The sequence below is a fragment of the Mucilaginibacter ximonensis genome, from assembly GCF_042686265.1.
Lineage (GTDB): Bacteria > Bacteroidota > Bacteroidia > Sphingobacteriales > Sphingobacteriaceae > Mucilaginibacter > Mucilaginibacter ximonensis.
In genome coordinates this window covers 559,447-586,427 of record NZ_JBHUPD010000002.1, presented here as the reverse complement: position 1 = coordinate 586,427, position 26,981 = coordinate 559,447, and the positions used below count along the sequence as shown (strand labels likewise).

27 protein-coding genes are annotated in these 26,981 nt (G+C 44.2%); 18 read left to right on the top strand and 9 right to left on the bottom strand.

Annotated features, from left to right (window positions below):
• The first annotated feature begins 33 nt into the window (after positions 1-33).
• Positions 34-477 (top strand): Hsp20/alpha crystallin family protein, encoded by a 444-nt coding sequence (locus ACFS5N_RS10140; RefSeq protein WP_377184938.1) that lies wholly within the window; start codon positions 34-36, stop codon positions 475-477.
• Between the two features lie 126 nt (positions 478-603).
• On the top strand, positions 604-1,011 hold the full coding sequence (ruvX, locus tag ACFS5N_RS10135; RefSeq protein WP_377184936.1) for a Holliday junction resolvase RuvX: 408 nt from the start codon (positions 604-606) through the stop codon (positions 1,009-1,011).
• Positions 1,012-1,236: 225 nt separating this feature from the next.
• Here ruvX and ACFS5N_RS10130 read toward each other — a convergent pair whose 3' ends face one another.
• Positions 1,237-1,608, bottom strand: a complete 372-nt coding sequence (locus tag ACFS5N_RS10130) for a GxxExxY protein (RefSeq protein WP_377184934.1) — start codon at positions 1,606-1,608, stop codon at positions 1,237-1,239.
• Between the two features lie 221 nt (positions 1,609-1,829).
• Positions 1,830-2,321: a molybdopterin-dependent oxidoreductase gene (locus ACFS5N_RS10125; RefSeq protein ID WP_377184932.1), complete on the bottom strand. Its 492-nt coding sequence runs from the start codon at positions 2,319-2,321 to the stop codon at positions 1,830-1,832.
• Positions 2,322-2,416: 95 nt separating this feature from the next.
• Here ACFS5N_RS10125 and ACFS5N_RS10120 point away from each other — a divergent pair, with 95 nt between their 5' ends.
• The 9 genes from ACFS5N_RS10120 to ACFS5N_RS10080 all read left to right on the top strand — a co-directional run bounded on the left by ACFS5N_RS10120 (position 2,417) and on the right by ACFS5N_RS10080 (position 11,697).
• A complete protein-coding gene (locus ACFS5N_RS10120) occupies positions 2,417-3,055 on the top strand; it encodes an O-methyltransferase (RefSeq protein ID WP_377184930.1) in 639 nt (212 codons plus the stop codon).
• Between the two features lie 3 nt (positions 3,056-3,058).
• Positions 3,059-3,622 (top strand): glucosaminidase domain-containing protein, encoded by a 564-nt coding sequence (locus ACFS5N_RS10115; RefSeq protein WP_377184928.1) that lies wholly within the window; start codon positions 3,059-3,061, stop codon positions 3,620-3,622.
• Positions 3,623-3,638: 16 nt separating this feature from the next.
• A complete protein-coding gene (locus ACFS5N_RS10110; protein WP_377184926.1) occupies positions 3,639-4,529 on the top strand; it encodes a glucosaminidase domain-containing protein in 891 nt (296 codons plus the stop codon).
• Between the two features lie 63 nt (positions 4,530-4,592).
• Complete coding sequence (locus ACFS5N_RS10105; RefSeq protein ID WP_377184924.1) at positions 4,593-5,333, top strand: hypothetical protein; 741 nt, start codon at positions 4,593-4,595, stop codon at positions 5,331-5,333.
• Positions 5,334-5,406: 73 nt separating this feature from the next.
• Positions 5,407-6,432 (top strand): DUF3078 domain-containing protein, encoded by a 1,026-nt coding sequence (locus tag ACFS5N_RS10100; RefSeq protein WP_377184922.1) that lies wholly within the window; start codon positions 5,407-5,409, stop codon positions 6,430-6,432.
• A 96-nt stretch (positions 6,433-6,528) separates the two neighbouring features.
• The gene (gene ffh / locus ACFS5N_RS10095; RefSeq protein ID WP_377184920.1) at positions 6,529-7,854 is read left to right on the top strand and encodes a signal recognition particle protein; all 1,326 of its coding nucleotides are present in this window, start codon (positions 6,529-6,531) and stop codon (positions 7,852-7,854) included.
• Positions 7,855-7,960: 106 nt separating this feature from the next.
• Positions 7,961-9,544, top strand: a complete 1,584-nt coding sequence (locus tag ACFS5N_RS10090) for a M1 family metallopeptidase (protein WP_377184918.1) — start codon at positions 7,961-7,963, stop codon at positions 9,542-9,544.
• A 5-nt stretch (positions 9,545-9,549) separates the two neighbouring features.
• On the top strand, positions 9,550-10,068 hold the full coding sequence (locus ACFS5N_RS10085; protein WP_377184916.1) for a GNAT family N-acetyltransferase: 519 nt from the start codon (positions 9,550-9,552) through the stop codon (positions 10,066-10,068).
• A 90-nt stretch (positions 10,069-10,158) separates the two neighbouring features.
• Positions 10,159-11,697 (top strand): YifB family Mg chelatase-like AAA ATPase, encoded by a 1,539-nt coding sequence (locus ACFS5N_RS10080; RefSeq protein WP_377184914.1) that lies wholly within the window; start codon positions 10,159-10,161, stop codon positions 11,695-11,697.
• Positions 11,698-11,824: 127 nt separating this feature from the next.
• Here the strand turns inward: ACFS5N_RS10080 and ACFS5N_RS10075 are convergent, their stop codons facing one another.
• The 7 genes from ACFS5N_RS10075 to ACFS5N_RS10045 form a co-directional block, all read right to left on the bottom strand.
• The gene (locus ACFS5N_RS10075; protein ID WP_377184912.1) at positions 11,825-13,315 is read right to left on the bottom strand and encodes a hypothetical protein; all 1,491 of its coding nucleotides are present in this window, start codon (positions 13,313-13,315) and stop codon (positions 11,825-11,827) included.
• A gap of 268 nt (positions 13,316-13,583) precedes the next feature.
• Positions 13,584-14,399, bottom strand: a complete 816-nt coding sequence (locus ACFS5N_RS10070) for a hypothetical protein (protein ID WP_377184910.1) — start codon at positions 14,397-14,399, stop codon at positions 13,584-13,586.
• 191 nt (positions 14,400-14,590) lie between these two features.
• Positions 14,591-15,400 (bottom strand): hypothetical protein, encoded by an 810-nt coding sequence (locus tag ACFS5N_RS10065; RefSeq protein WP_377184908.1) that lies wholly within the window; start codon positions 15,398-15,400, stop codon positions 14,591-14,593.
• A 48-nt stretch (positions 15,401-15,448) separates the two neighbouring features.
• On the bottom strand, positions 15,449-16,447 hold the full coding sequence (locus tag ACFS5N_RS10060; RefSeq protein WP_377184906.1) for a PorP/SprF family type IX secretion system membrane protein: 999 nt from the start codon (positions 16,445-16,447) through the stop codon (positions 15,449-15,451).
• The gene (locus ACFS5N_RS10055; protein WP_377184904.1) at positions 16,444-17,412 is read right to left on the bottom strand and encodes a T9SS type B sorting domain-containing protein; all 969 of its coding nucleotides are present in this window, start codon (positions 17,410-17,412) and stop codon (positions 16,444-16,446) included. Before ACFS5N_RS10055 ends, ACFS5N_RS10060 begins: the two co-directional genes overlap by 4 nt.
• Before the next feature lie 40 nt (positions 17,413-17,452).
• Positions 17,453-18,160, bottom strand: coding sequence for a hypothetical protein (locus ACFS5N_RS10050; protein ID WP_377184902.1), 708 nt, complete (start codon positions 18,158-18,160; stop codon positions 17,453-17,455).
• 21 nt (positions 18,161-18,181) lie between these two features.
• Positions 18,182-19,195: a hypothetical protein gene (locus tag ACFS5N_RS10045; protein WP_377184900.1), complete on the bottom strand. Its 1,014-nt coding sequence runs from the start codon at positions 19,193-19,195 to the stop codon at positions 18,182-18,184.
• Between the two features lie 471 nt (positions 19,196-19,666).
• On the opposite strand from ACFS5N_RS10045, the gene ACFS5N_RS10040 reads away from it, so the two are divergent.
• From ACFS5N_RS10040 to rmuC, 7 genes are all read left to right on the top strand, one after another.
• Complete coding sequence (locus ACFS5N_RS10040) at positions 19,667-20,995, top strand: APC family permease (protein ID WP_377184898.1); 1,329 nt, start codon at positions 19,667-19,669, stop codon at positions 20,993-20,995.
• A 164-nt stretch (positions 20,996-21,159) separates the two neighbouring features.
• A complete protein-coding gene (locus ACFS5N_RS10035) occupies positions 21,160-21,834 on the top strand; it encodes an OmpA family protein (RefSeq protein WP_377184896.1) in 675 nt (224 codons plus the stop codon).
• Positions 21,835-22,056: 222 nt separating this feature from the next.
• Positions 22,057-23,202: a DNA polymerase III subunit gene (locus tag ACFS5N_RS10030; RefSeq protein ID WP_377184894.1), complete on the top strand. Its 1,146-nt coding sequence runs from the start codon at positions 22,057-22,059 to the stop codon at positions 23,200-23,202.
• Between the two features lie 3 nt (positions 23,203-23,205).
• The gene (locus ACFS5N_RS10025) at positions 23,206-24,645 is read left to right on the top strand and encodes a PSP1 domain-containing protein (protein ID WP_377184892.1); all 1,440 of its coding nucleotides are present in this window, start codon (positions 23,206-23,208) and stop codon (positions 24,643-24,645) included.
• 3 nt (positions 24,646-24,648) lie between these two features.
• Positions 24,649-25,131, top strand: coding sequence for a gliding motility lipoprotein GldH (locus ACFS5N_RS10020; RefSeq protein ID WP_377184890.1), 483 nt, complete (start codon positions 24,649-24,651; stop codon positions 25,129-25,131).
• 47 nt (positions 25,132-25,178) lie between these two features.
• Complete coding sequence (locus tag ACFS5N_RS10015; protein WP_377184888.1) at positions 25,179-25,439, top strand: hypothetical protein; 261 nt, start codon at positions 25,179-25,181, stop codon at positions 25,437-25,439.
• Between the two features lie 124 nt (positions 25,440-25,563).
• Entirely contained in the window at positions 25,564-26,961 is a 1,398-nt protein-coding gene (gene rmuC, locus ACFS5N_RS10010) for a DNA recombination protein RmuC (protein ID WP_377184886.1), read from the top strand.
• Positions 26,962-26,981: the final 20 nt, after the last annotated feature.

The following is a 26,981-nucleotide window of genomic DNA, read 5'->3' as shown; positions in this document are numbered from 1 at the left end:
TAATATTCATTAAGCAATTAAGGAGGAAGACCTATGACATTGGTTAAATTCAATCCAGACAAACTTAATAACCGTTCATTATTGCCAGGCTTTAATGACGTTTTTGATTCTATTTTTAACGATACTTTCTTTAGCGATCGCATGACCAGTCGTGTGCCTGCTGCTAACATCAGCGAAAGCGAAGACCATTTCCATATTGAGCTTGCGGCACCCGGACTGAAAAAAGAGGATTTTAAAATAAACCTCGACCGCAATGTTTTAAATATTAGTGTTGAAAGCCAAAACGAGCAAAATAACACGCAAAAAAATTACAGCAAACGCGAATATAGCTATAGCTCCTGGGTGCGCTCATTTACGCTGCCTGAGAGTGCAAACGCCGAACAAATTGAGGCTGCCTACACCGATGGTATATTGATTGTAGATATAGCGAAACGCGAAGAAGCAAAAGCCGTACGCCGGCAAATTGAAATTAAATAACCCTGGTTTATAATTGTAATAATGCAAGCCGCCTCCTGTTTATGAGGCGGCTTTTTTTATGGGCTGTGTTTAATTTACCCTTATCTTTACAGTTATGAACATCATTTCACAAACCCCGGTGCTGCTATGCGCGTAATGGCTTTCGACTACGGCACCAAACGCATTGGCGTAGCAGTGACAGATCCTTTACAGATTATTGCAACCGGTTTGGATACGGTACATCCTAACCAGATTATTGATTTCCTGAAGCGCTATATGCAAACCGAGCAGATAGAGCGCTTTGTTGTGGGCGAACCGAAACAGATGGACAACACGCCCTCACAATCAGCCATACACGTTAAGGGTTTTGTGAATTTGCTTAAAAAAACGTTCCCAGACGTCCCCATTGAAATGCTGGATGAACGATTTACTTCAAAAATGGCATCGGCAACTATTGCCCAAAGCGGTATGGGTAAAAAGGCAAGGCAGAGTAAGGCGTTGGTGGATAATATATCGGCAGTGATATTGTTACAGGGGTGGATGTCTAAACCTTGATTTTGAGGATTTAAGGATTGCCTTGAAAGATTTTACGTGTTATCGATTTATCAGGAAATCCAATAATTTTCTAAACCTTGATTCGTGGGATTTAGGGATGGCCTTGATTTGGGTTAGGTTGTTTAGATGAATAGTCTGACTTTGATTTTGGGTTAACGGGTGATCGCTTTCTCTAATTATTTAAATTTCATAATCAAGGCGATCCTTAAATCCTCAAAATCAAGGTCAGATTTTATTATTATGAACGCGTTTAAATTGAAGGCTTCTGGAGCCGAAGTTTATCAATAAACCTATATCCATTTTGTACGCTTCCAGATAATTCATGGCTTGTGCTAAATGAACATCTTCTAAGTTTATTAGGGCTTTTAATTCGACCATTATTAGGTTTTCAACAAAAAAATCAACACGACGGGTGCCGACATCTATGTTATCATAGTAAATGGACATTTCTAACTCACGTGCAAATTTTAGCCCTTGTTTTTCCATCTCAATTGCCAGGCATCGCTGATAAATTACTTCTTGAAATCCATTACCCATTGATGCATGTACTTTCATTGCGCAACCAATAATTTTTTCTGTCAGTTCTTTATGCTTCATGTGACAACTAAACTATGGAATTTCCTTATTAATCGACAACGGGATTTACTGATTAATCGATAAGGCATAATTCTTTCAAGGCAATCCTTAAATCCTCAAAATCAAGGTTTAGACAATTATCCCTTTACAAAAAAATCAAGGCAATCCTTAAATCCTCAAAATCAAGGTTTAGACAACTACCCCCTTTACAAAAAATCAAAGTAATCCCTAAATCCCACGAATCAAGGTTTCAGACTCATCACTTTCAAACCCACTACTTGCCTCACGCATCTCGCCGGCTTTTTCTCAGCCTGCACAATAATTCTGAAAGGGCCTTCGCCTTGCGGCAGGGGGTGGCCATCCACAGTATCAGCTAAAATGATCATGCGGTCGGTATAGTTTTTATCAAGCTCGGCCAGGGCAAAGGCTACTTCGTAATTGTCCGCAGCATTAACCAAAACGCATTTGGTAAGGTTGCGGCCTTTTAAAGCATCCTCCATAGGTACCCCGGCTTTTTTCAGAATGTCTGACAGGATCACTCCGGTATAAGTATGATCTGTTTTGCCATCCTTGTCTTTACGGGTCACGGTTACCTGTTTAAATTGATGCAGGGTTGTGCCATCAAGGCTGAGTGGGGTGTTCACCTCGCCGGTAACTTGTACGGTTTGCGACCACGCGGCAAATGGCGCTATAATTAAGCCGAGAAGGGCTATTTTGGTTAATAGATTTTTCATAAATTTATGCGGCTTAGCTGCCTCGAAAGTAGGCAATTTATAGCTGCCAGACCGGGCGAAAACTCCATTTATTTTAAAATGCCTACCTTTGCGCCATGGAAATTTTGCCAGACGACTTACAAGCGTACCTGAATAACCATTGCGAACCCGAGCCAGAAGCCCTGCAGTTTATTAATCGCGAGACCTACCTGAAGGTGCTAAAACCTAACATGCTATCGGGGCATTACCAGGGGCGATTGTTGAGTATGCTGAGCAAAATGATACAGCCCCGGCGCATTCTGGAAATTGGCACCTTTACCGGTTATGCCACCATTTGCCTGGCCGAAGGGCTTACTGAAGACGGTTTGATCCATACCATCGAAGTAAACACCGAGATGGAAGAAATGCTTAAAAAGCACTTCTCGCTAACAAGTGTTGAAAAAAAAATCGTCCCGCATTTTGGGCCTGCAGAGCAGGTAATGGCCGATTTACAGACAGAAGTGTTTGATTTAGTGTTCATTGATGCGGATAAAAAGAATAATTTACTTTACTTTGAAAAGATTTTAAATCAAGTCAGATCCGGAGGGATTATAATAATTGACAATGTTTTGTGGAAAGGGAAGGTATACGGGACCGAAAAAGATGCCGATACCGAGAGTTTTCGCAAACTAAATGACAGCATAGCTGTTGACACCAGAGTTGAAAAACTCATACTACCGGTGCGCGACGGCATATTGCTCATCAGGAAAAAATAAATTATGAAGAAAACCTTACTGATTTTAACGCTGCTTATTTCGTCAGTTAGCGCGTTTGCACAAAAAAACTCTTCACAATCGTACATCGAACAGTTCAAAGATAATGCCATACAAATTATGCATGAAACGGGTATCCCCGCCAGCATTATTTTAGGCGTAGCTATGCATGAGTCAGGCAATGGCAACAGCAGCATAGCCCAGCATTTAAATAACCAGTTTGGCGTTAAGGGCGGCGGTGGCGCCGTATACTATAAAAATCAGAAGAAAGTAAGATCGGCCTACAAAAAGTACGATTCTATCCTTGACTCGTTCGAGGACTTTGCCCGCATCATTACCGAGCGCCAGCAGCTGGGCCGTATATCTGACCAGCTTTCGCAATATGATTATGTGAAATGGGTTAAAGGCATCCAGAGAAGCGGCTATGCCAGCAGCAAAAAATGGGCATCGCAAGTTTTGGGCATCATTCGCAAATATCAGTTAAACGACCTTGATAAAACACCGGCCGAACAAGCGCAAACCGCCCAGGTTACTGCAGCTCCAGCCGACGCAGCCGATTTAAAGAAATAAAGCTTATTTTGGCAGCATGATCAATGCAAACCCTCGTGCTATTGCCTTATGGCAAATCATAAGCTGCTTTTTTGTTACCGTATTATTATTGTCATCGTGCTCGGCACACCGCCGGGCTATTAGCAAGGCGCCGGGTGTTAATCTCATTTCAAACACGGAAGCCAGCAGAAATAACGACGCCATCAAAAAAGAGCGTAAAGACATCATTGCAGCTTACGTGCCTTATACGGCAAGCTCTTACATAGACAGATTTAAAACCATTGCCATACAAGAAATGAATTTGAATGGCATACCTGCAAGTATTACGCTGGCGCAGGGTCTGTTTGAGTCGGGCAACGGTAACGGCGACCTGGCCAAGATAGCCAACAACCACTTTGGCATAAAATGCACCAGCGACTGGCATGGCCGTAGTTATTATAAAGATGACGACTTGGTGAACGATTGTTTTCGGGTATATGACAACCCCGAAGATTCATACCGCGACCATTCTAATTTTTTAAAGCGAAAGCGTTATGCTGCGCTATTTGAGCTGGATAAGAACGACTACAAAGGCTGGGCCTATGGCCTGAAACAAGCCGGCTATGCCACCAACCCCAAATATCCCGACCTGATCATCGGCATCATTGAAAAATATCACCTTGACCAGTATGATCGCCCGGAAAGCGAAACCCAGAAAATTAAACGCGAGGACCGGGTGCTTGCGCAGATTAACCAAAACATCGGTAAAGCTGTAAAAGATTCGTTAATACAAAACACCCCACCTGCCAAATTGTATACAATTAAAACCGGCGACACACTATACAACATCTCCAGGCGTTTTGGTTTAACGGTTGATGAGCTTAAGGCTTTAAACAATATGGCCGATAATACTATTAAAATAGGCCAAACACTGGTGATTGCAAAGTAACCGTCGTTAAATATTGTTAAAAACTTCGCCGCAACGCAAGCATTAGTGTAGTTTTATCTGTTAATGAAATTCGCGTTAATTGTTTTATTGTGTTTGATCTGCACACGCGTGCCTGCCCAGGATAAGCTTTCGGGGATTATATTTGATACCGATAGTAAAGACCGCCTGTCGCGGGTAAATATTACCAATTCCAGTAAAGGTTTTTTTGTGTTTGATAATGTTAACGGCGCTTTTGAGGTAGATGCTAAAATTGGCGATAAAATTATTTTTACTGCGCCCGATCATCATCCCGACACTGTCATTGTACGCAACTATACGCCAATTGCGGTTTATTTAAAAAGCACCTCCATACATCTGAAACCGGTAAACATCGTTGAAAAAAAACTGGACCCGCAGTCAATGCTGGATGCAAAGAAAAGAGATTACAGCAAAGCTTACGGCCACCTGGCTGATAAAGACTTTCTGAATATGGCGCCCGGCATAGGCGTTGGTTTAGGTATTGACGCTATCTGGAACGCATTTAGCCGCGAGGGGCGCAATGCAGCACACCTGCGCGAAACAATTGAAAATGATTACAAACAAGATGTTATTGATTCGCGTTTTAATAGTGCGTTTGTTGGACGGGTTACCGGGCTGACAGGCGAGCGGCTAAAGGATTTTATGAAAAAATATCGCCCGGGTTATTACTTTTTGGAAAGCGCCAGCGATTATGAATTGATTAATTCCATCCGGACAAATTACAGGCGCTATATGCGCAACCCGGCGGCTCATACATTAATACCGCTGGACTCATTAAAAAAATAAATTTGCTGCCATTAAACCTTATGGCTTAATTGCTATCTGATTTAAAGGGAAAAATGTGTTTCTTTGTCTGTCTATGTTAAAAAACATACCTGGATACCTGCTATTGGCTTTATTGTCGCTTTTGTCGATCTCAGCATCAGCGCAAAATACTGACACTGTTAAAAAAAACGATGTTAAAATTGACACTGCCCTGCTAAACAGGTATCATATCGACCCGCCTAAAAACGCGTTGCCTGTACGTAACCGGGTTATTCAAATTAAGCCGGAACTTATACCTGTAACCATGCTTGATTACCATATAAGCTACTGGCGAAAATGGATTACGCTGGGTATCAACTTTAATCAATCATCATTTAGTAATAACTACGCTGCCGGCGGCGCAAACGCAATAGCAGTAGGCGGTAACTTTGAATATAAATCTGAATATCGCAAAGGAACACTTGACTATGTTACCGATTTACAAATGCGCTATGCCAAAGCCAAAAATAAAGGCCAGGCAGCAAGAAAATCTGACGACTGGCTATTCTTTGACAACAAGATAGCTACCCAAATGTCAAAAAGCTGGTTCTTTTTCGGCTCGGTAACCTTTCAGTCGCAATTTGACAATGGTTATAACTATAACAGCGACGGCTCTTTGACGCTGAACTCGCAGTTTATGGCTCCTGGTTACCTGACAGAATCTGTCGGTTTTGAATATAAGCCAAAGCCCTGGTTTGACTTACGTATAGGTACGGGTACAGCGCGCCAGACGTTTATGGTTAACGATACCCTTTATATCCACAATGGCGGCAATAATTATGGTGTGCCGCAGGGCAAAAAATTCTATAACGACCTGGCGTTTCAAATGGTTCAAACAACCGATGCATTTTTGGACAAGCGACACTCGTTGCGTCTTTCTGAGCGCTATGCGCTGTTTGTGCCTTATCAAAAAAATGTTAAATTCATATCGCATCGTGTTGATGCGACCTTGTACGCGCAGGTAACCCGCATGGTTAACGTATCGTTTAATACCACGTTTATTTATGACCGAAGCTCCCGGCCCGATCCGCAGGCCTCGGAGGGCTTAGCACTGGGGCTGATTTACCGCTTTCCGTATTAGTAAAACCGCTTAATTTTCTCTTTAAAGCGCTTAAGGCATAATTGGTACAAAATCATACCTTTGTAACCTCAAATAATTAATTACAAAAGATATCTCATGTTTGAAAATCTTTCGGATAAACTCGACAGGGCGTTTAAAGTTCTGAAGGGTCAGGGTACCATTACAGAAATAAACGTGGCCGAAACCATGAAGGAGATTAGAAAAGCCCTTCTTGACGCCGACGTTAACTATAAAACTGCCAAAACATTTACTGATGATGTAAAGCAAAAAGCTATTGGTGCAAATGTACTCACAGCCGTTTCACCAGGCCAGTTGCTTACCAAGCTCATGAACGACGAGCTGGCTGCGCTGATGGGTGGCACTACTTCTGAGCTTAACGTTTCGGCATCGCCAACCATTATTTTAATTGCAGGCTTAAACGGTGCGGGTAAAACTACATTTACCGGCAAGCTGGCAAACTTTCTTAAAACGCAGAAAAACAAAAAACCATTATTGGTTGCCGATGATATTTACCGTCCTGCTGCTATAGACCAACTGGAGGTTTTAGGCGGGCAGATAGGTGTGCCAGTTTATACTAACCGCGACTCGAAAGACCCGGTTGCTATTGCTAAAGAAGGCATTGCGCAGGCCAAACAAAATGGCAATAACGTCGTGATTATTGACACCGCAGGACGCTTAGCTATTGACGAAGCCATGATGGTGGAGATTGAGCAGGTTAAAGCAGCTATTAATCCGCATGAGATATTGTTTGTGGTTGATTCAATGACCGGCCAGGACGCGGTAAACACCGCCAAGGTATTCAATGATCGCCTGGATTTTACCGGTGTTGTGTTGACTAAATTGGATGGTGACACCCGGGGTGGTGCAGCGCTTTCCATCAAATCAGTAGTTAACAAACCGATCAAATTTATCGGTACCGGCGAGAAAATGGAAGCTATTGACGTTTTCCACCCGGACCGTATGGCCTCACGTATCCTGGGCATGGGCGACGTGGTGTCGTTGGTGGAGCGTGCGCAAATGCAGTTTGACGAGAAAGAAGCTGCCGAGCTGCAAAAAAAGATCCGCAAAAATAAATTTGACTTTAACGACTTTTATAACCAGATACAGCAGATCAAAAAAATGGGTAACATGAAAGATCTGATGGGTATGATACCGGGTGTGGGTAAGATGATGAAGGATGTCGACGTTCCGGATGACGCCTTTAAAGGCATCGAGGCCATTATTAACTCTATGACCAAGGCCGAAAAAGAAAATCCGGACCTGATTAACCCAAGTCGCCGCAACCGTATATCAAAAGGTTCGGGGCGCGATATCCAGGAGGTAAACCGCCTCATTAAGCAATTTGAGGATATGCGCAAAGTAATGAAGCAAATGAGCAACCCGGCAGCCATGGCTGCCATGATGAAACGGATGCCGAGATAATATAGCAAAGCGACTTTCGGGTCGCTTTTTTGTTTACTGCGTAGTAGGATATCGTTTCCGTTTCTAAACAAATTAGCTTATTATTACATGAAGATAGTTAATTGCCATGAAGAAACTGAGGTTATACTTTTTTGCCGGATGCGCACTGTTTACACTGTCTGCCAGGGCTCAGGCTCCTGATGCACCAATTGATGTTCTGCACTACGGCTTCAACATCGTACTTAACGACGCCAACAACAATATCAAAGGCAAAGCTGATGTCACAGTTAAGTTTTTAAAATCGCCGGGCAAGTTTAAGATTAACCTGGTAAAGAAAAAACCAAACGGCACCGGCATGACCGTAAGCCGGGTAGTTGAAAACGGCAAAGCAGTGCGCTTTAAGCAGGATAGCGATGCTGTTAACATTTATACTTCCGCAAAAACAAATTCCCGCAAAACCTACAACATTTATTACCAGGGCATCCCTGCCGACGGGCTCATTATATCGACCAATAAATTTGGTAAACGTACTTTTTTTGGCGACAACTGGCCCAACCGCGCACATAATTGGCTGCCCTGTGTAGATGAACCCGCCGACAAGGCCTCGGTAGATTTTATGGTAACCGCTCCCGATCATTACCAGGTTATTGCCAACGGCCTGAAAACAGGCGAGAGCGTATTGCCGGGTCAACTCATAAAAACCCATTGGTCTGAGACGGCCCAACTACCCACTAAAGTAATGGTAATCGGGGTCGCCGATTTTGCAGTAGACCACCCCAGGGACGTAAGCGACATACCGGTTTATACCTATGTTTTTCCTGAAAGCGCTAACGTAGGCTTTAAAAGCTATGCTGTAGCCGGCGAGATCTTGCCTTTTTATATGGATAAAATTGGCCCGTATGCCTATAAGAAATTAGCCAACGTGCAATCTAAAACCATTTTTGGCGGTATGGAAAACGCCAGCTGTATTTTTTATTTTGAAGACTCGCCATATTCAAAGGGCATTGAGGAGCTGATGGCCCATGAGATTGCCCACCAATGGTTTGGCGATGCCGTAAGCGAAAAAGATTTTCATCACCTTTGGCTAAGCGAGGGATTTGCCACCTATTTAACCAACTATTACCTGGAAAGCAAATATGGCATTGACACGCTTAAAAAACGTTTAACGGCCGACCGAGCCAAGATCATCAGCTTTGAAAAACGACGGTTTACACCCGTTGTGGATACTACGGTAAAAGCCGATTACATGCCACTGCTTAATGCCAACAGTTACGAAAAAGGCAGCTGGGTACTGCACATGCTGCGCCGCAAAATTGGTGATGGCGCATTTTGGAAAGGGCTGAATACCTATTACCTTAAATACCAGGGGGCAAACGCCAATACTGAAGATTTTCGCCAGGTAATGGAGGGAATCAGCGGGCAAAATCTCAAACCATTCTTTCACCAATGGCTTAATACCGCAGGGCACCCTGACTTAGCCGTAAAATGGACTTACGACCCCAAAACGCGCATTGTTGATATCTCTGTTGATCAGAAGCAAGTTCCGTTATATACGTTCCCGCTTGAGGTAGAAATAGACGGAGATTTACACACTATTGATATGACCGGCAAATCAGCCACTGTACACATTGCCGCAGGAAAGAAAACGCCGGTGGTAGTGGTTGACCCCAATGTAAATTTACTGGCGAGCTATACGGTTAATGCAGGTTGACCGTCATGAATGATCTGCAAATACAAAAAGTTAAAATAGGAGAAGTCGAACAACTGCGCGATATCAGTGTCAGCACGTTTACTGAAACCTTTGCCTCCGTTAACAGCGCCCAGAATATGGCAAACTACCTGGCCAACAACTTATCCAAACAAAAATTAGCGGACGAACTAAATACCACCGGGTCTGAATTTTACTTTGCTATTCTGAACCAGCAAATCATCGGCTACCTTAAAATAAATACGGGCAAGGCGCAAACAGAGCTAAAAGAAGCCAACAGCCTGGAAATTGAGCGCATATACATTAGTAAGGAATATCACGGTAAAAAAGCCGGGCAGTTTTTATATGAAAGTGCAGTACAAATTGCAGCAGAAAAAAGCGCAGACTATATATGGCTTGGCGTTTGGGAACATAACCGGCGCGCCATCAGCTTTTACCGAAAAAATGGCTTTGTTGAATTTGATAAGCACTCTTTTATGCTGGGAGACGATGAGCAGACAGATATTATGATGCGGAAAGCATTGTAATAATTAATAACGCTTGCGGCAGATAAATGTTTCTCATTTCAGCACTCAAAAAATTTCCATAACTTTCGCGCTTATCAAACTTTATCATCAGTGCTTGTTAAAACCTTTGGGAGCGCCGTTTACGGCATCGAGGCCATCACCATAACAGTAGGAGTTAATATAGCAGCGGGCACTAAATATTTTATTGTCGGCCTGCCTGATATTGCAGTAAAAGAAAGCTATTTCCGCATTGAATCTGCCCTGAAAAATTGCGGTTTCAGGATGCCGCGTCAGCAAGTGGTTGTCAACATGGCTCCCGCTGATATTAAAAAAGAAGGCTCGTCTTATGACCTCACTATAGCCACGGCTGTTTTAGCTGCCTCTGGGCAAATAGAAGCCGAAGAGCTGGATAAATACCTCATTATGGGCGAATTGTCGCTGGACGGCGGCTTGCAACCCATTAAAGGCGCCCTGCCAATTGCCATACAAGCGCGTAAGGATGGTTTTAAAGGATTCATCCTGCCTAAACAAAACGCGCGGGAGGCCGCCATTGTTAATGATCTGGAAGTTTATGGCGTTGAAAGCATCAAAGAGGTGGCCGGTTTTTTTAATGGCGATGTGGCATTGCAGCCCCAAATGGTTAACACCCGCGAAGAGTTTTACAACAGCCTGAGCAATTACGACAGCGATTTTAGCGAGGTAAAGGGCCAGGAAAATATTAAACGTGCTTTAGAAATAGCGGCAGCCGGCGGCCATAATGTGATATTGATCGGCCCGCCGGGAGCTGGCAAAACCATGCTTGCCCGGCGTCTTCCTTCGATACTACCGCCCTTAAGTTTGTACGAAGCTTTGGAGACCACCAAGATCCACTCTGTCGCGGGCAAGCTGTCTACTGCCGATGCTTTGATTACCGTCAGGCCTTTCCGATCGCCGCACCATACCATATCTGACGTGGCACTTGTGGGCGGCGGGGGCAACCCTCAGCCGGGTGAGATATCGTTGGCACATAATGGGGTGTTGTTTCTGGATGAATTGCCAGAGTTTAAGCGCAGCGCTTTAGAAGTAATGCGTCAGCCGCTCGAAGAGCGCCGTGTCAGCATATCAAGGGCAAAATTTACCGTAGATTATCCGAGCAGTTTTATGCTGGTGGCATCGATGAACCCATGCCCTTGCGGCTACTACAATCACCCCGAAAAAGAATGCGTTTGCCCGCCAGGCACGGTACAAAAATATATGAGCAAAATCTCCGGTCCGCTGTTGGACAGGATAGACCTTCATGTAGAAGTTACGCCCGTTAATTTTAATGAGTTGGCAGACGACCGGCCGGCAGAGCAAAGCGAATCGATTCGTGCCCGCGTTATCAACGCCCGCGAGCGGCAGCAACAGCGTTTTGGTGATAAAACCGACTTACATGCCAACGCCCAAATGTCCTCTAAAATGGTGCGCGATGTTTGTAAGATCAGTGAGGCGGGGCAAGCTTTATTGAAACGCGCTATGGAAAAACTGGGATTATCAGCCCGCGCTTACGACCGTATCCTGAAAGTGGCCCGAACCATAGCCGACCTGGGAGGCAGCGAAAATATTGAAATTGAGCACTTGGCCGAAGCTATACAGTTTCGCAGCCTGGACCGCGAGGGCTGGGCCGGCTAAAGGCTGTATGTTTTTTACAGTGCTGAGATATTACCCACAAATATTTGCATTTCGCTTTAAGTCGCAATCAAATAAGAGCTAACGAAAAAGCTCAGACAAATTTGTCTGAGCTTTTAACAAACACTTATTAATACGTATTCTGCTGCATTAACACATCAAACTTGCTTCCGGTTAACCCTTTAGGGTTCATATAAGGCAGGTAAAAACTGTTGTTAAACCAAAGTGCTGCCGGGCCATTTGGATAAGCTTTTCCGTCGATTTTCTTTTTTGATAAACGGTACATTTTATCCCATTGGCCAGAACCCAGATCAAGTACGCCATACAGTGCATTGATGTTGTTCATGCCGCTAATATCTGCCGCAGTAACTATCAACTTATTGTTTTGTACATAAAAACTAAATGGTAATCGTTTGGCAATACTTATTCCCTTTGAAGGGAAAAGCTGCTGAAACTTTAAGCCTAAAGACGCATCGTAAGCGTTAATTACGATTGTATTCTCAACCAGGTAACTGGTGTAAGAGCTAACCATTGACGCCTGCGTGGTAGTTGAGGCAACGGCCAGCATTAATGTGCCGTTAACCTCCTGAAAGCCCCTTACATCCAGCGTTTTCAATGAACCCAGGTCAGGGCTATTTATTTTTTTATTCGGTTTAGCAAACGCTTTTTCCAGATTCTTACGGTGGTCTGAGTTAAATGTCTCGGTTATATTATTTTTCTTACCGGTAGCCACATCTACATTGCCAACCCAAAGCGTGCTTTTGTTATCGTCATCTAAAAAGAAAAAGGCACAGTTAATGAGGTTACGGTTTGACTCGGATACAGCAAAACTCAGATTTGGCGAGCGGTCAAAAAATCCATCAGGAATTGAAATATCCAGTTTGGCAATTTTGGGTTGGCCCTTCCCGTTCTCGTAGCGGTAAATATTGATATAGTTATCAATAAGCCACCCTATAAACACATCGCCTTTGCTGTTTATGGCCCAGTCAAGGCATATGCCGTTAGGGTCAAAAAAAGGTTTAAGGCGATTTACTTCGTTTAACTTTTCATCAAACTGTATAAAGTTCATGTCCTGTGTCTGACGATACTCTTTTTGATATCTGGATGCCGAGAACAGCGCGAATAAGCCCGGCGCAGCTACATGCATACCGCGCGCAAAGCTGCTTTGACGAGTGCCCAAGCCATAAAACTCATCCTTATCAATTAATATCTGCGGGAAGATTACGTAATCAGGCGAACCCTGAAATATCGTTTTCTCTACCACCTTATCGCCGGTTTTAGGGTCGAGCAGGGTAGCATTGTAGGTATTGCTTTGGCCGCCTTTCATAGCCGAGTAATCTGTGGCGGCTATGGCTATTATTTTGCCTTTAAACTTTGCTATAGCCATGGCGTATCCGTTAATGGAGGTGTGCCAAACGGTATTCAGGTTTTCGTCAATAGCCATAACATCAAATGTTTCGTAATCTGCATTAATGGCGACAATGTTGATGTTATCGTTTAGACGAAATGATTGAATGTCTTTAATTTTTTGAGCGAAGTCCGGGTAAACAACGGCGTCGTCCTGTGCGAAAGACAAAACGGGCAATAAAAACATTGCTAGTGCAATGAGCGTTTTTTTCATGAATGAGCGTGATAAGGTGATTTTAACTACAGATTGGCGTTAAGTGCGAATCTGCCCTAAAAATAATAAAATATCTGAAAGGCTTAGTCCGTTGTTTACTCCGCTTTTGCGATTATATTGGTTTTCACCAATTTTTACAGCCCATGTTTAAATTCAGAAGCCTGGCAACATTGCTTTACTATCGCCAAGAATCCGGATGAAACCAAAAGAGCCGCCTGTTTTCACAGAGCGGCTCTTTTTATAATAAGAATTCAGTTAATAAATATCCTTAGTTAAATATCGGAGTCTGGTCATATGTGATCAGATCAAAAGCGTATTTCTGCGTTTTGCCTTTGTAAGTAATAAACAGCGTGGCTTTATTATTCCCCAGGAAAGTCATTGTGCCGCTAAATGAACCACGGAAAGTTTTTACACCGGTAACTTTTTCTGAAAGGCTGGCGCTAAAAGCAACTGTGCCTGAAATAATACCAGCCCCGGTGGTATTTACTTTAACATCGGTAAAAGTATATTCGGTATGATTGTTTTTGGTGTCGGTTACGGCACCGCTCTGATTTAGCACTTTTTCCACAAAGTTATTACCCATTGTGCCGTGCATGCTAACTAAGCTGTAGTCGTCTGCCGCTTTGTTCACTATGTAGTTTTGAGCAATCAGGTATTTGTTTAAAAACAACGTGCCTTTATCTGTATAAGTTACCGAGTCTGTCAAAACATAACCATCGAGTGTACCGGCGCTGCAGGTATAAATGAATTTGTACTTGCTATCCACATTTTTAGTGGTGTCGAAAACCTGATAGGTAAAGTTATCGGTAGTATCTATTACATAGCCACAATATGGCTCTGTACCGTTAACCCTCAAACGGCTTGATTTACTACTGCTTGGGGCTTTTATACCATCGCCTAATTTTGCACCTCCGTAAGCGCCGCTGAAAGACTTAGCAAATGAAATTCCAATTTGCTTCGCTGCTGTTGCAACGTCTATTTCGCCATCGGCTGGGGTTGCCGGCGCTACGCCATTTTTCTTACAGCCAGCAAATATAACAACAGCCGCAAAAATGGTTAAGGTTACTTTAAAAGTTAGTTTCATATTGTTAGTTTATGGAATAATCGTCCCGCTATTCAAAACTGTTCAAAATCAATGCCACCGCGCTGCTATACCTGAAAGTAAACACAATGGTTTTAACAGTATAAGCAATGTTGAATATTGGGGATAAATATCCACAAAAAATGGGGAATTCAAAAACCAACTTAAACCTTTTAGCTCTATTAATCAATAATTTAACCCTGAGTTACTGAACCAGTGAGCATATTAACTATAAAAACATACCCACTGCTGCCATCCGACACGTGCAAAGTAACTTTTGACATATGTCCGCCTAAAAACTGTATCGATCCGGTGATACCATCATTTACGTCATAGATACTGTCTTTATATTGAAAGGTCCCACTGATTGCGGCCGAACCGGCTATTACATCTGCCGTACCGGTACTAATATCCACCATTACACCTTGCAGTGTATAATAGCTATCCATGTAATTGTATTGCAAGCCGGTTTTGGTATTGACGCCAGTATGTGCTGAAAACGAAATTGAACCTTCAACCGAAGATGTTTTATAGGTCGCGTCGGCCGCTTTTACCTGGTAAAGCTGGATAAGTTTGTAAACGCCCTTGTATTGGTCTTTGGTAATGGTATTGATCACCGTATCCTGCAGGGTGTAGCTGTTAAGGATATTATTGTCACAACCATAAGTAAACCTGTAGCGGGTATAATATTGTTTTAAACTATCAGCCACTGTTTCAGAAGCCGAATAAGTGGTATCAATAGTAAGCCCGCAATAAGGGTTTATACTATTGATGTGCGGTCCCTTTTTACCGGGTATTACTGCAGATGGTGCTTTGATACCCTCATTGATATCTGCGCCTCCATACTGACCCGATAACGAGCGATATAAATTCACGGCCAGTTGCCGGCTAAAATCGGCCGGGTTAAACGGGCTCCTGGAAGGCGCGGTTCCACTTTTTTTACATGCCGTATAAACAAGGCTCATGCCCAAAAATAAACACACATATTTTATTGTAGTTTTCATGGTGCTAATCGCTTAATTATCTTAATCAACAATTCGTATCTGTTTACATTAGAAATAACATTTTTTCAACTGGTCATTAAATCGCGATCGCACGCTGTTACCATTCTTAATGGTAAACGCAACCGATATTTCATGCGAGCCATATCCCAGCGTGCTCAGCTTGTTTAATGAGTAGTCAAAAGCGTATCCTATTCTTAAATTATCTGAAGCAAAAAACTCTATGGTAGCCACCGCCGCGCTTGAGGTTGGCAATCCCTTTTGCAAATTAGGTTTGTTGTATAGTGGTATTGCTGTCCTGTAAGTTGCACCCAGCCAAATCCTTTCACTCATTAACAAAAAGGTGTTGATGTCCATGCTGGTTGGCGCCGTTGGCGTATCCTTAATAAGGATGGACGGTTTAAATTTGGTGGCATCGTTCAGTTCAAATATGCCGCCCATGGTAAAATACTCATGCGGTTTTGGTATGGGCACGCCCAGAGAAGACGCAGTTGATGCCGGGTGTGTATACTGAGGCAGCAAATTATCAACGGAAGCACCAATAAACCAATCATCGTTAGTATACAAAAAACCCACGCGCGCATCGGGCGATAAGAAACTGTGATAACCGGTAGGGATATAGCTGTCGCCGGTTTGCACCGCGTTTAATTTATTACCATCAATGCCCGACTGGATAATGCCCACACCTATACCAAAAGCCAACCGCGAATCCTCATCATCGCCAATCTGGATGCGGTATGAGTAGTTAGTGTAAGCGGCTATGCTGTTTTGCGCGCCAACCTGGTCGCGCTGCAACATCAGCCCCAGCCCAACGGCATCATTAGCTACAGCACCGTCAATAGATACCGAGGCCGTAGTTGGCGCACCCGGCAAGCCTGTCCATTGCGAGCGAAAAAAGCTGTTCACAAAAAAATCGCTTTTATAACCGGCATAGGCCGGGTTAATATATAATTGGTTAAAAATATACTGGCTAAACTGCGCATCTTGTTGAGCTTGTGCAGTAAAGAAACTAGCTACTGAAACAAAAAGCAAGAGTAATCGCTTCATCATATCCTTGTTCTTAAAAGGGTTAAATAGCCTTTGTAAGTATCCCATACGCCGGCTTTATTTTTGGCACGCAGCACGTAGAAGTAAGTCCCTTCTACCAGGCCCGAACCGTCCCAGTCATTCTTATAATTTGTTTTTTGATACACCACGTTACCCCAACGGTTAATAATGGTCAGCTCGTTATCAGAGTATGTTTCCAAACCCGGCACCACGAACGTATCATTAACCCCATCGCCGTTAGGTGTAAATACATTTGATATCACCAGCGGGTACACCTGTTGCACGGTTTGGTCGACATTATTGGCTAGTACCGGGTCAATTTGTTTCCCCTTAATGTTCACTACACTTTGCACCATGCCCGGCGTTAATACTTTTACGGTTAGCACCAGCCTGGTTGGGTCGTTCTGCTTGATTTGGCTGATGCTCCAGGTTATTGTACGGGTTGCCATATCATATTTTACAACATCGCCGGTGCCGGGCTGCGGTAAATAAACCAGGTTTTCAGGCAGTACGTAGCGTACGGTAATGTCTGTACCGGTTATCGGGCTTTTGTTGTTCGCCTCAAGCACGTAAGTATAACTGTCGCCCGGCGCGGCATGCATATTTGACGATGCAATGGTTACCGCAAGGTCAACTACCGTATCTGGGTTTACCGGCGGTGTAGTAACCGGGTTAACTATTACCTTTACCGGATCTGAAACCGATGAGGGACATCCGCCCGAATTAAAAGCAACAACCGAATACATACCGGCAACCGTAGCCGTGTAATCTTTATTAACAGCGCCGTCTATCCTCACACCTTCTTTATACCATTGATAGGCTGCCGCGTTAATGGAGCTTGCGTGCAGAACAATAGATGCCCCCTCGCTGATCGTATAAGTAACATCGCCACCCTGGTTTGACCAGGTTTTTGAATATCCTTTACTTGTGTTGATCAACAATGCGCACAGTACTATTATTCTGCACAACAGCTTCATTGATATCGCCCAGCCCCGCCTCTGTTAATAATTAGTTAGCAGTAATGGAAGGCTTGGTTGGCAGCGGCGTAATGGTAATGTCTTTTGTAGCATTAGCTGCGCAAGACGAATTCAGTGCATAAGTAACCGTTACACCATAAGTTGTAGTACCTACGGTAGTTAAACCGGTTGCTGTATAGGTACTTGATGTTGCGCCTGAAATGTTCACGCCGTCTTTAGTCCACTGATAGTTTAACACATAACCGGTTGCCGGAGTTACGTTGGCAGTTAATACGGCCTGGCTGCCTGCTTCAGCACAAACAGAGCTGGTTGGCGAGGTTACGGTTACGCTTAACGGCGGCAATACGTATATTTTAAATACGTCAGAGATTGGCGAAGTACAACCATTAGCATTCTCGGTAACTACCTGGTATTCATAATAGCCCGCACTGGTTGACACCTCAGTGTAGGTGCGGCCGGTAATAGTGGTAACTTCCTGCTTGTTACCGTTGGCATCAATTTTATACCAGTGGTATTTGGCAAAGTCAACACCATTGTCTTGCGGGGCCGACATTGAGATTGTTGAACCTGCGCACAATACTTTCGCTACGTCAGTAGCATTGGTTGGCGGAGGTGTAGTAGCGTCGCTCGGACCTGAAGCAACCTGGGCAGATGCTGTTGTGCTGATCATCAGTAACAGAAAAGCCAGCATTGAAGTGATGGTTAGGATACGTTGTTTCATTTTGTAATAATTATTCATGTATATATTGTTTATGGTTATTTACGATGGCGATATGCCCGGTTTTACCGGGTTTGGTATGATGTTTACCGTTGTTTGTACCGCTGCAGATGTGCAGCCGGTTAGCTTATTCTGTTCTGTTATGGTATAGGTTCCGCTTTGACTAATGGCGCCTGTGTTGGTGATTACGGTACCACTGCTGTTTTTAACTACATAGGTGTAAGTAGTGGGATCATAACCTACAATAGCCTTGGTGATATCATAGGTGCCGCAGGCACTATTGGGCCCGGTTAAGCTGAGTACCGGCAGTGGGTTAAGCACCACGTGAATATTTTTGCGATATACAGGCGCAAAAACAATGTCATCAACCGCAAAGTCATTACCACTGGCAGCTATATTTTGGTTTACAAGGGCAATGGGCAGTGAACCGCTATTGCTGCCAGAGTTCCAGGTGGTAGTAAAATATTGCCATACACCAGTGGTTGTCGAGGCCTGTATGGTTGACCCGAGCGGGACGCCGTTTATGGAAAACTGCAATTGTGCAGGGGCTTGCGGATTAACCGACGCCACCCATACTGAAAACACGTAATCTGTATTAGCTTGCACGGTGATGTTCTCTGTCCAAACGGTAACGTTTGCTGTTGAAGCCCCGTTTACAATCAGCATATTGCCTGTGCCGGTGGTATGGTCGCCCATTGATACAAAATTGGTGTGCAGGTTATTGGGGTTACTGTTGATAGAATAAGTGCCTTCAAGACTCAAAATCCCACAGCAACAGTTATTACATCCGCTGGTTTTATACGTATAAGAACTGGTAAATCCGCGGGTACCAGACGAGGTATTCGTAAAGTCGCCATTAGCCACTGCGTTGGTACCCGTAACCTGCCACCAGTAATCGCCAGAGCTGGTAACGTTTAAAGAAGTATTGGTGCTGCCGTCATTCCAGATCAGGTTGCTGTATCCGGAAACGGTTGAAGAAGTTAACGTGGTGCTGCTGCCGCAAACCTTTACGGTATCGGCCGAAACCGCATACATAAATATGCGCGATGCTCTCATCCCGCTAAAGGACAAACCTATTATCCCTAACAGGACAAAGCAAAGCAATACATTTACTTTTTGGGTGAACATTTCGCGTCTAAATCAACCGTGTTTAATTAACAGGTAAGCCTTTTTACGCAAAGCGGCTTTAATGTGTTACAACAGTTAAAAAAACCGCACCCAATGTTTCGTTTAATGAATAAAAATTATGTTGACATGCGGCTAGCGTTTTGGTTAACTTAACAGCTGCTTAATACACAACCGCTTACAAGGCATTGATAATAAGGCATTTGTTCCGTTTTGCTTTTTAACAGACATTACCAATATGTTTGGATAACCAGCTTTGTAAAAAGTTTTTTACGATGAAAAGCTGAAAGTTTGTTTGCCCCGGAATTTAACTAATGGTTTAAGCGATTGTAGAATTAGTTGTAAAACTATCGCAAGTTGGTGTTGAAGCAATTCGCTACAAAACAATATTTTTACACCAGCATGTCAACATCCAGATACCTAAAAAAAATTCGCCCGATACAATTAATAGCGGTTATATTTTTTACCGTCTCAGGTGGTCCGTACGGGCTGGAGCCATTGCTGGACTATGCCGGCCAGCATGGCGCCTTATTGGTATTGCTAATAACTCCGATATTATGGGATCTACCCGCTATTTTTACTGTACTTGAGCTCAACAGCATGATGCCCGTAACCGGCGGTTATTACAAATGGGTTAAATATGCCCTAGGCGTTCGCTGGGGGTTTTATGAAGGATGGTGGACCTGGCTCTATACTTTTGTCGATTTAGCCATTTACCCGGTTTTGTTTGTAGAATACGCTTCATTTTTCTTCCCCGGTCTGCAAGCGTATAAAATACCGGTATGCCTTGTAATTATATGGGCATCTGCAGGCTTAAACATTTTGGGCATTGTGCCCGTAGGGCGGGTATCGCTGTTTTTGGGGGCGGCCGTGCTTACGCCGTTCCTGATTCTATTTGGTTTATTCTTTTTTCATCATAGCGGCGGGTTGTTTATTCCGTCGCCCTCGTTAAAACAGGTGGCATTTCCTTCGTTGGGAATGGCCCTATACACGGTAATGTGGAACTGTCTGGGCTGGGACAATACAACGACGTATGCGGAGGAGGTGGAGAATCCGGTAAAATCGTACCTGACGTCTACCTTAATTGCCTTTGCAATGGTCATTGTGATTTATTTCCTGGTGATATGGTTAGCTCAACTTTCCGGAATCAGCCCGGCTGTTTTGACAGAGAAAGGATTTCCGGCCCTTGGCGAATTAATTGGCGGCCATTGGCTGGGGGCGTTAATTGCGCTTGGCGGTATGGCCAGCACATTAGGCATTTATGCAGCGGTGCTGCTTTCTGTATCGCGCGTGCCGCAGGTGATGTCTGAGGATAGCCTTTTGCCCGCCCGTCTCAATAAATTACACACTCGTTTTCAAACACCTTATGTATCTATCATCATTTGCTCAGTAATAGTGAGCCTGATGATATTGTGGACATTTGCAGATCTGCTTATCATCGACGTTACCGTTTACGGCGCCGGTTTATCCTTAGAATATATTTCGCTCATCAAACTTCGGCGCACGCAGCCTCAGATGCAACGTCCGTTTAAAATACCACTCAATACCACCGGTTTGTGCCTGGCTTTGACCTTGCCGGCAGTTGTTTATTTTGCGGCATTAGGCGGCGCTTTCTCATCATCGGCAGAAACCATAAAACCGGCCTTGTTTGCTTTAACCGCACTGGCAAGTGCCGAGCTGGCCTGGCAGATATTGCGCTTCAGTATACGTAAAAACAAAGTGGTGTACTAAAAATTAGGCGGCCATTTGCCTGCTGTTTAATGCGCCCTTTTCCTTCATATTAAAAAATTGTCTTACCGGTTGTTGTTTTTTTACTTTTCGGCGATTGCCACATTTGGTTGTTATCTTGGCATCTGCTTTGTCATATTATCATCAAAATACACACGATAACGTTTATGAAAACAACAGGAATTAAGAGCGGCGTGATTGCAGTCGGTTTAGCCCTAAGTATTTTAGGCACGGGTTGCAATTCACTAAATAAAACACAAAAAGGCGCCGCCATCGGGGCAGGCGCCGGCGGTACAATTGGCGCTTTAATTGGCCATAGTGCCGGTAACACCGCCTTAGGTGCAATTATTGGTGGCGCTGTGGGTGGTACTGCAGGAGCTTTAATCGGTCATAAAATGGATAAACAAGCAGCCGAAATTAAGCAAACCGTACCCGGCGCCACAGTAGTCAGGCAAGGAGAAGGGATCTTAGTAAAATTTGACTCGGGCATTTTGTTTGATGTCGACAAAACAGATCTTAAGGCCGCAGCCAGATCAAACCTGGATAAATTGGCCGCCTCTTTGCAAAACAACCCGCAAACAAACATTACTATCATAGGCCATACAGATACCACGGGCACTGCCGATCATAACATGGATTTGTCTATACGCAGGGCACAAGCTGTAAAATCCTACTTAACGGCCGACAACGTAAGCGGCTCGCGTTTAACCACAATGGGTAAAGGCTCGACAGAGCCGATAGCCAGCAACGCCACCGCATCAGGCAGGGCGCAAAACCGCCGTGTAGAGATTGTAATTGTAGCTAACGACCAAATGAAGCAGCAAGCATCGCAAGGCCAATAATATTTTCACACCTATATAGTTTTGCAAAACCCCTGTTTTTTTAACCGGGGTTTTGTTTTTTGGGATCACCAGCGCCGCTAAATCTCCCCTGGTAGGTAAGGCTTCTGACTTTTTATATAGGTCTCCTTTACAGCGAGGGTTCAAGAGGGCATAATATTGTAAAAAATATACGTCGGCGGGCCATTTGTGCCATATCTCAAATCAAATTGCTAATTTGCACCAATGCAGTTTAAACAGATAGTTGGGCAAGCCGCCGTAAAACAGCGGTTAATTAACACGGTGAAAGAAAACCGGGTTAGCCACGCGCAATTATTTTTAGGCCCCGAGGGATCAGGAAGTTTAGCATTGGCGATTGCCTATGCACAGTACCTTTCTTGTTTAGATCAGCAGCCTGAAGATTCTTGCGGCGAGTGTTCATCATGCCGTAAATACCAGAAACTGGCGCACCCCGATCTGCATTTTTCCTATCCTTTTTTCGCAAAGCATAAAGACGATACGGCAATAACATTCATTGACCATTGGCGCGAAGCCTTGTTGGCAACACCATATCTTAGCCTGGATATCTGGCGCAGTTACCTGGATGCCGAGAATAAGCAAGCTAACATTAACATTGCAGAGTGTCACCAGATTATTAAAAAACTGAGCTTTAAACCATTTGAATCTGAATATAAAATTCTGATTTTGTGGCTGCCTGAATACCTGGATAAAGAAGGAAACTCGCTTTTAAAGATCATCGAAGAGCCACAGCCCAACACATTGTTTTTGCTCGTGGCTCAAAATCAGGACCAGATACTGAATACTATTTTGTCGCGCACACAACTGGTTAAAGTGCCTGCGCTGACTTATGATGATATTTATAACGAGCTTATCATCAATTACAACCAAACTGAAAAAGCGGCAGCCGAGCTGGCCTATCTGAGTAATGGTAATTTTACCGATGCTGTGCTGATGATGCAGCAGGACGACAAAAGTTATCACAGCCTGTTTGTGCAATGGCTGCGCCTCTGCTTTGGGAACAAAGGCATTGAAATGGTAAGCTTTGTTGACCAATTATCAAAAATGGGCCGCGAGAACCAAAAGAATTTTTTGCGCTATGGTATCAGCTTTGTGCGCGAGTGCTGCCTGCTGATAGCCGGAGCCGGCGAGTTGGTGCATTTACCTGCCGGCGAACTGGATACTGCACAAAAATTGAGCAGCATCATGAATATTGAAATGAACCAGGCTATAATAGCCGAACTGGAAAAGGCCCACTATCATGTAGAGCGAAATGCAAATCCAAAAATTTTATTTTTAGATGTATCTTTACAAATTATGGGTTTTTTAAAACTTAAATCAAGCCCGCAAGGGAATCAATATATATCAAACTAAATTATGGGATGTGGAAGTTGTTCAACCGGTGGCGGATGCGCACCGGCAGGCTGCAAAAGTAATGGCTCATGCCTTACCAACGGTTGCAGTAAATTAGACGTTTACGATTGGCTGTCGCAAATGGATATGCCTGTAAATTATAAACCTTTTAACATCGTTGAAATAAAATTTAAAGGCTCCCGTAAAGAGTTTTTTCTAAATAACGATAACTTATACATAGAAAATGGCGATCTGGTGGTGGTGGAAACCGCTACCGGTGGTTATGACATTGGTCACGTATCATTAACCGGCGAATTGGTGCGCATGCAGCTAACCCGCCGCCGGGTTAAGGAAGAAGACGTGCTGAAAAAAATCTATCGCCGCGCCACGCCGGCAGATGTGGACAAATGGAAAGCCGCCAAAGACATGGAATGGGAAACCATGCACAGCGCGCGCAAGCTGGCGTTAAGCCTAAACCTGTCCATGAAATTAAGCGATGTTGATTATCAGGCCGACAAAACCAAGGCGACATTTTACTATACAGCCGAGGGCAGGGTAGATTTTCGTGAGCTGATCAAAAAAATGGCAGAGAGTTTCCGCATCCGTATTGAGATGCGCCAGATAGGCATGCGCCAGGAGGCCAGCCGTTTGGGCGGCATTGGTTCGTGCGGCAGGGAGCTTTGCTGCTCAACCTGGTTAACTGATTTTAAAACCGTATCGACATCGGCGGCACGTTATCAAAACCTATCATTAAACACGTTGAAACTTGCCGGCCAGTGCGGTAAATTGAAATGTTGTTTAAATTATGAGCTGGATACTTATATGGATGCGCTGAAGCACATTCCCGATAATGTAAACGTGCTAAAAACCAAAAAAGGCGACGCCCGTTTGCAAAAGACAGACATATTTAAAAAGCAAATGTGGTTTAGTTACCCTGGCGAGGAGTCATGGATACCTGTACCGCTGGAAAGGGTGCGCGAGATCCAGAAGCTGAATAAAGAAGGTGTCTTCCCTGAAGACCTGGTGATTTTTACTGACGACGAAGAGGACGAAATTCCGGCAAAAGCGCTTGATTATGAAAATGTAGTTGGTCAGGATAGCTTAACCCGTTTAGATGAGCGAAATCGTAAGAAAAACAAGAATCGCAATAAAAACAAACAGAGCGGCGGACAGCCACAGCAACAGGGCGCACGACCACAAAATGCCGGGCCCAAACCGCCGCGCCCGGAAAGCGGTGCTGCTCCTGTAAAACAAAGCGGCGGGCAGCAACAAAAACCACAGCAGCAGCAACAGCGCCATAAAGGCGAGGGTAGCCCGCAACAGCCAAATGGCGGCCCACAAGGCCAACCACGAGGAGAGGGGGCACAAGGCAACGGCAACCGTAATCGCAATAGAAACAGAAACCGCAAACGAGGTAACGGTGGCGAAGGAAAACAAGGTGGCGGCGAACCGGCGAATCAATAAGTCATGAAAAGCACGCTGAAATATTTATTCGCGGTTTTATTAACAGGTACGACGATGTTATGGTCGGGTTGTTCTGACCCAGCGGCGGTTATTGACCAAAATACCGAATTAACCAATAATAACTGGGCTTATAATAATAAGATTACGGGGGTTGTTAAAATTGACGACGAGCAGCGGGCCTATAACTTGTACCTGAACCTGCGCGTTACAGCCGATTATCGTTATTCGAACATCTTCGTACTGGTACATCAAACCGGCCCCGATCATAAAATCCAGACAACCCGACTTGAATTTAAACTGGCTAACCCAGATGGCGAATGGCTGGGCGAGGGCTCTGGCAATTTATATAGTTTCCAGATACCATTCAGGCAAAAGTATAAATTCCCGGGCAAGGGCACTTATACTTTTCAGATAGAGCAAAATATGCGCGACAATCCGCTCAAAGAAGTAAGCGACGTAGGCCTACGCGTAGAAAAAGCGCAATAGTTAAAACCTGCGCGCACCCTGATTGTTACTTCGACAAATTTGTTGACATGAAAAAGTTAGGCGTCACTCTTATCATCTCTGCGTTAACATTATGCATCGCCTGTAACAGCGCCCAAAAGAAAACGGGCGACGACAAGCCGGATACCGGTTCCAACCATGGATCGTCCGGAGCATCTGATACCATCAATGGCTCGGCAGCTCCTTTCGCGCAATCAACCGCCGGGACGGATACCAGCACAGATGGGCACGATGTAGATGACCCGCTTGTGGACACCACACACACCAAGCCAGCTAAGAAAAAGCATTAAGAAACTCCTAATCAAAATTTCGTCACGTTACGCTCACGATTACGTGGACGTGAATCTTCCTGTTAAATTTTTTTAGCATACTAAATTTTTCCCTACCTTCGTTTTTGCTAATATTTTTATCAAAATGATTGTAGCCGTCTTAGTTGCCAGTCTGGTTATTCTGTTAATTTCTGTATTGTTGTTTTTGAAAAAGCCAGCTGCTGCCGACGGAGTATCCGCGGAAGAGTTTGCACGTTTAAAAAATGAGAATACATCCCTTAACATAGCGTTGGCTAAGGCTGAAGAACGCGCATTGAACTTTGGTTTAGAGCGCGACAAAGCCGACCGCCTGTTACAGGACGAGCGCGAACGCTATGATGCTGCGGTTGCCGATTTAAATCAGCAATTAGTTGCTGAAAAAAACAGGATGGCCAAAGCCGAAGAGGCTTTCAAGGCTCAGCGTGAACGTTTGAGTGAGCAGGAACAAACCATACAAGATATCCAGCAAAAATTTCAGAAAGAGTTTGAAAACGTAGCAGAGAAACTGCTGAAAGAAAAATCAAAAGAGTTTATTGACGTTAACCGCAATAACCTGGATACCATCCTGAGCCCGCTGAAAGAAAATCTGAAAGCATTTGAGGATAAGGTTGACAAAGTATATAACATGGAGGCTGCAGACCGTAACACCATGAAAGGGGTGATCAGCCAATTGATGGAGCAGAACCGCCAAATCAGCGACGATGCGCAAAACCTTACCAAGGCCTTAAAAGGCGACAATAAAAAACAAGGCAATTGGGGCGAGGTGATCCTGGAGCGGGTGTTAGAACGCTCCGGCTTAATTAAGGATCAGGAGTATCGCCTGCAGGCAAGTGTTACCGGTGGAGACGGCTCGCGTTTTCAGCCGGATGTAATTATTGACCTGCCTGATGGCAAACATTTAATTGTCGATTCAAAGGTATCATTAACAGCCTATGAGCAGTTGGTTAACTGTGAGACAGAAGATGATCGGAAGCTGTTTTCTAAAGCCCATGTCGAGTCAATCCGCAGCCATGTTAATAATCTTAGCTCAAAAAACTATCATGGCTTAGACGGGCTTAATTCGCCTGATTTTGTAATGCTATTTATCCCCATCGAAGCTTCGTTTAGTTTTGCGGTGCAGATAGATGCCGAAATTTTTAGTTATGCCTGGGAGAGGCAGGTTGTAATTGTTAGTCCGTCTACCTTACTGGCAACCCTGCGCACCGTGGCCAGTATCTGGAAACAGGAGCGCCAAAACCGCAACGTAATGGAAATAGCGCGGCTTAGCGGCTCGATGTATGACAAATTTGTTGGGTTTGTAAACGATATGGAGAGCATCGGCAAAAACATTAAACAAAGCCAGGCCGCCTATGACAATGCGTTGAACAAACTATCAGACGGCAATGGCAACCTTACCAAAACAGCCGAGCGTATTAAAAACCTGGGCGCCAAAACCAGCAAACAACTCGACCAAAAATACCTGGACGTTGCAGATGCCGACGAATTGCCGCAAGTGACGGAATAAATATCTCAATAAAAAAAGCT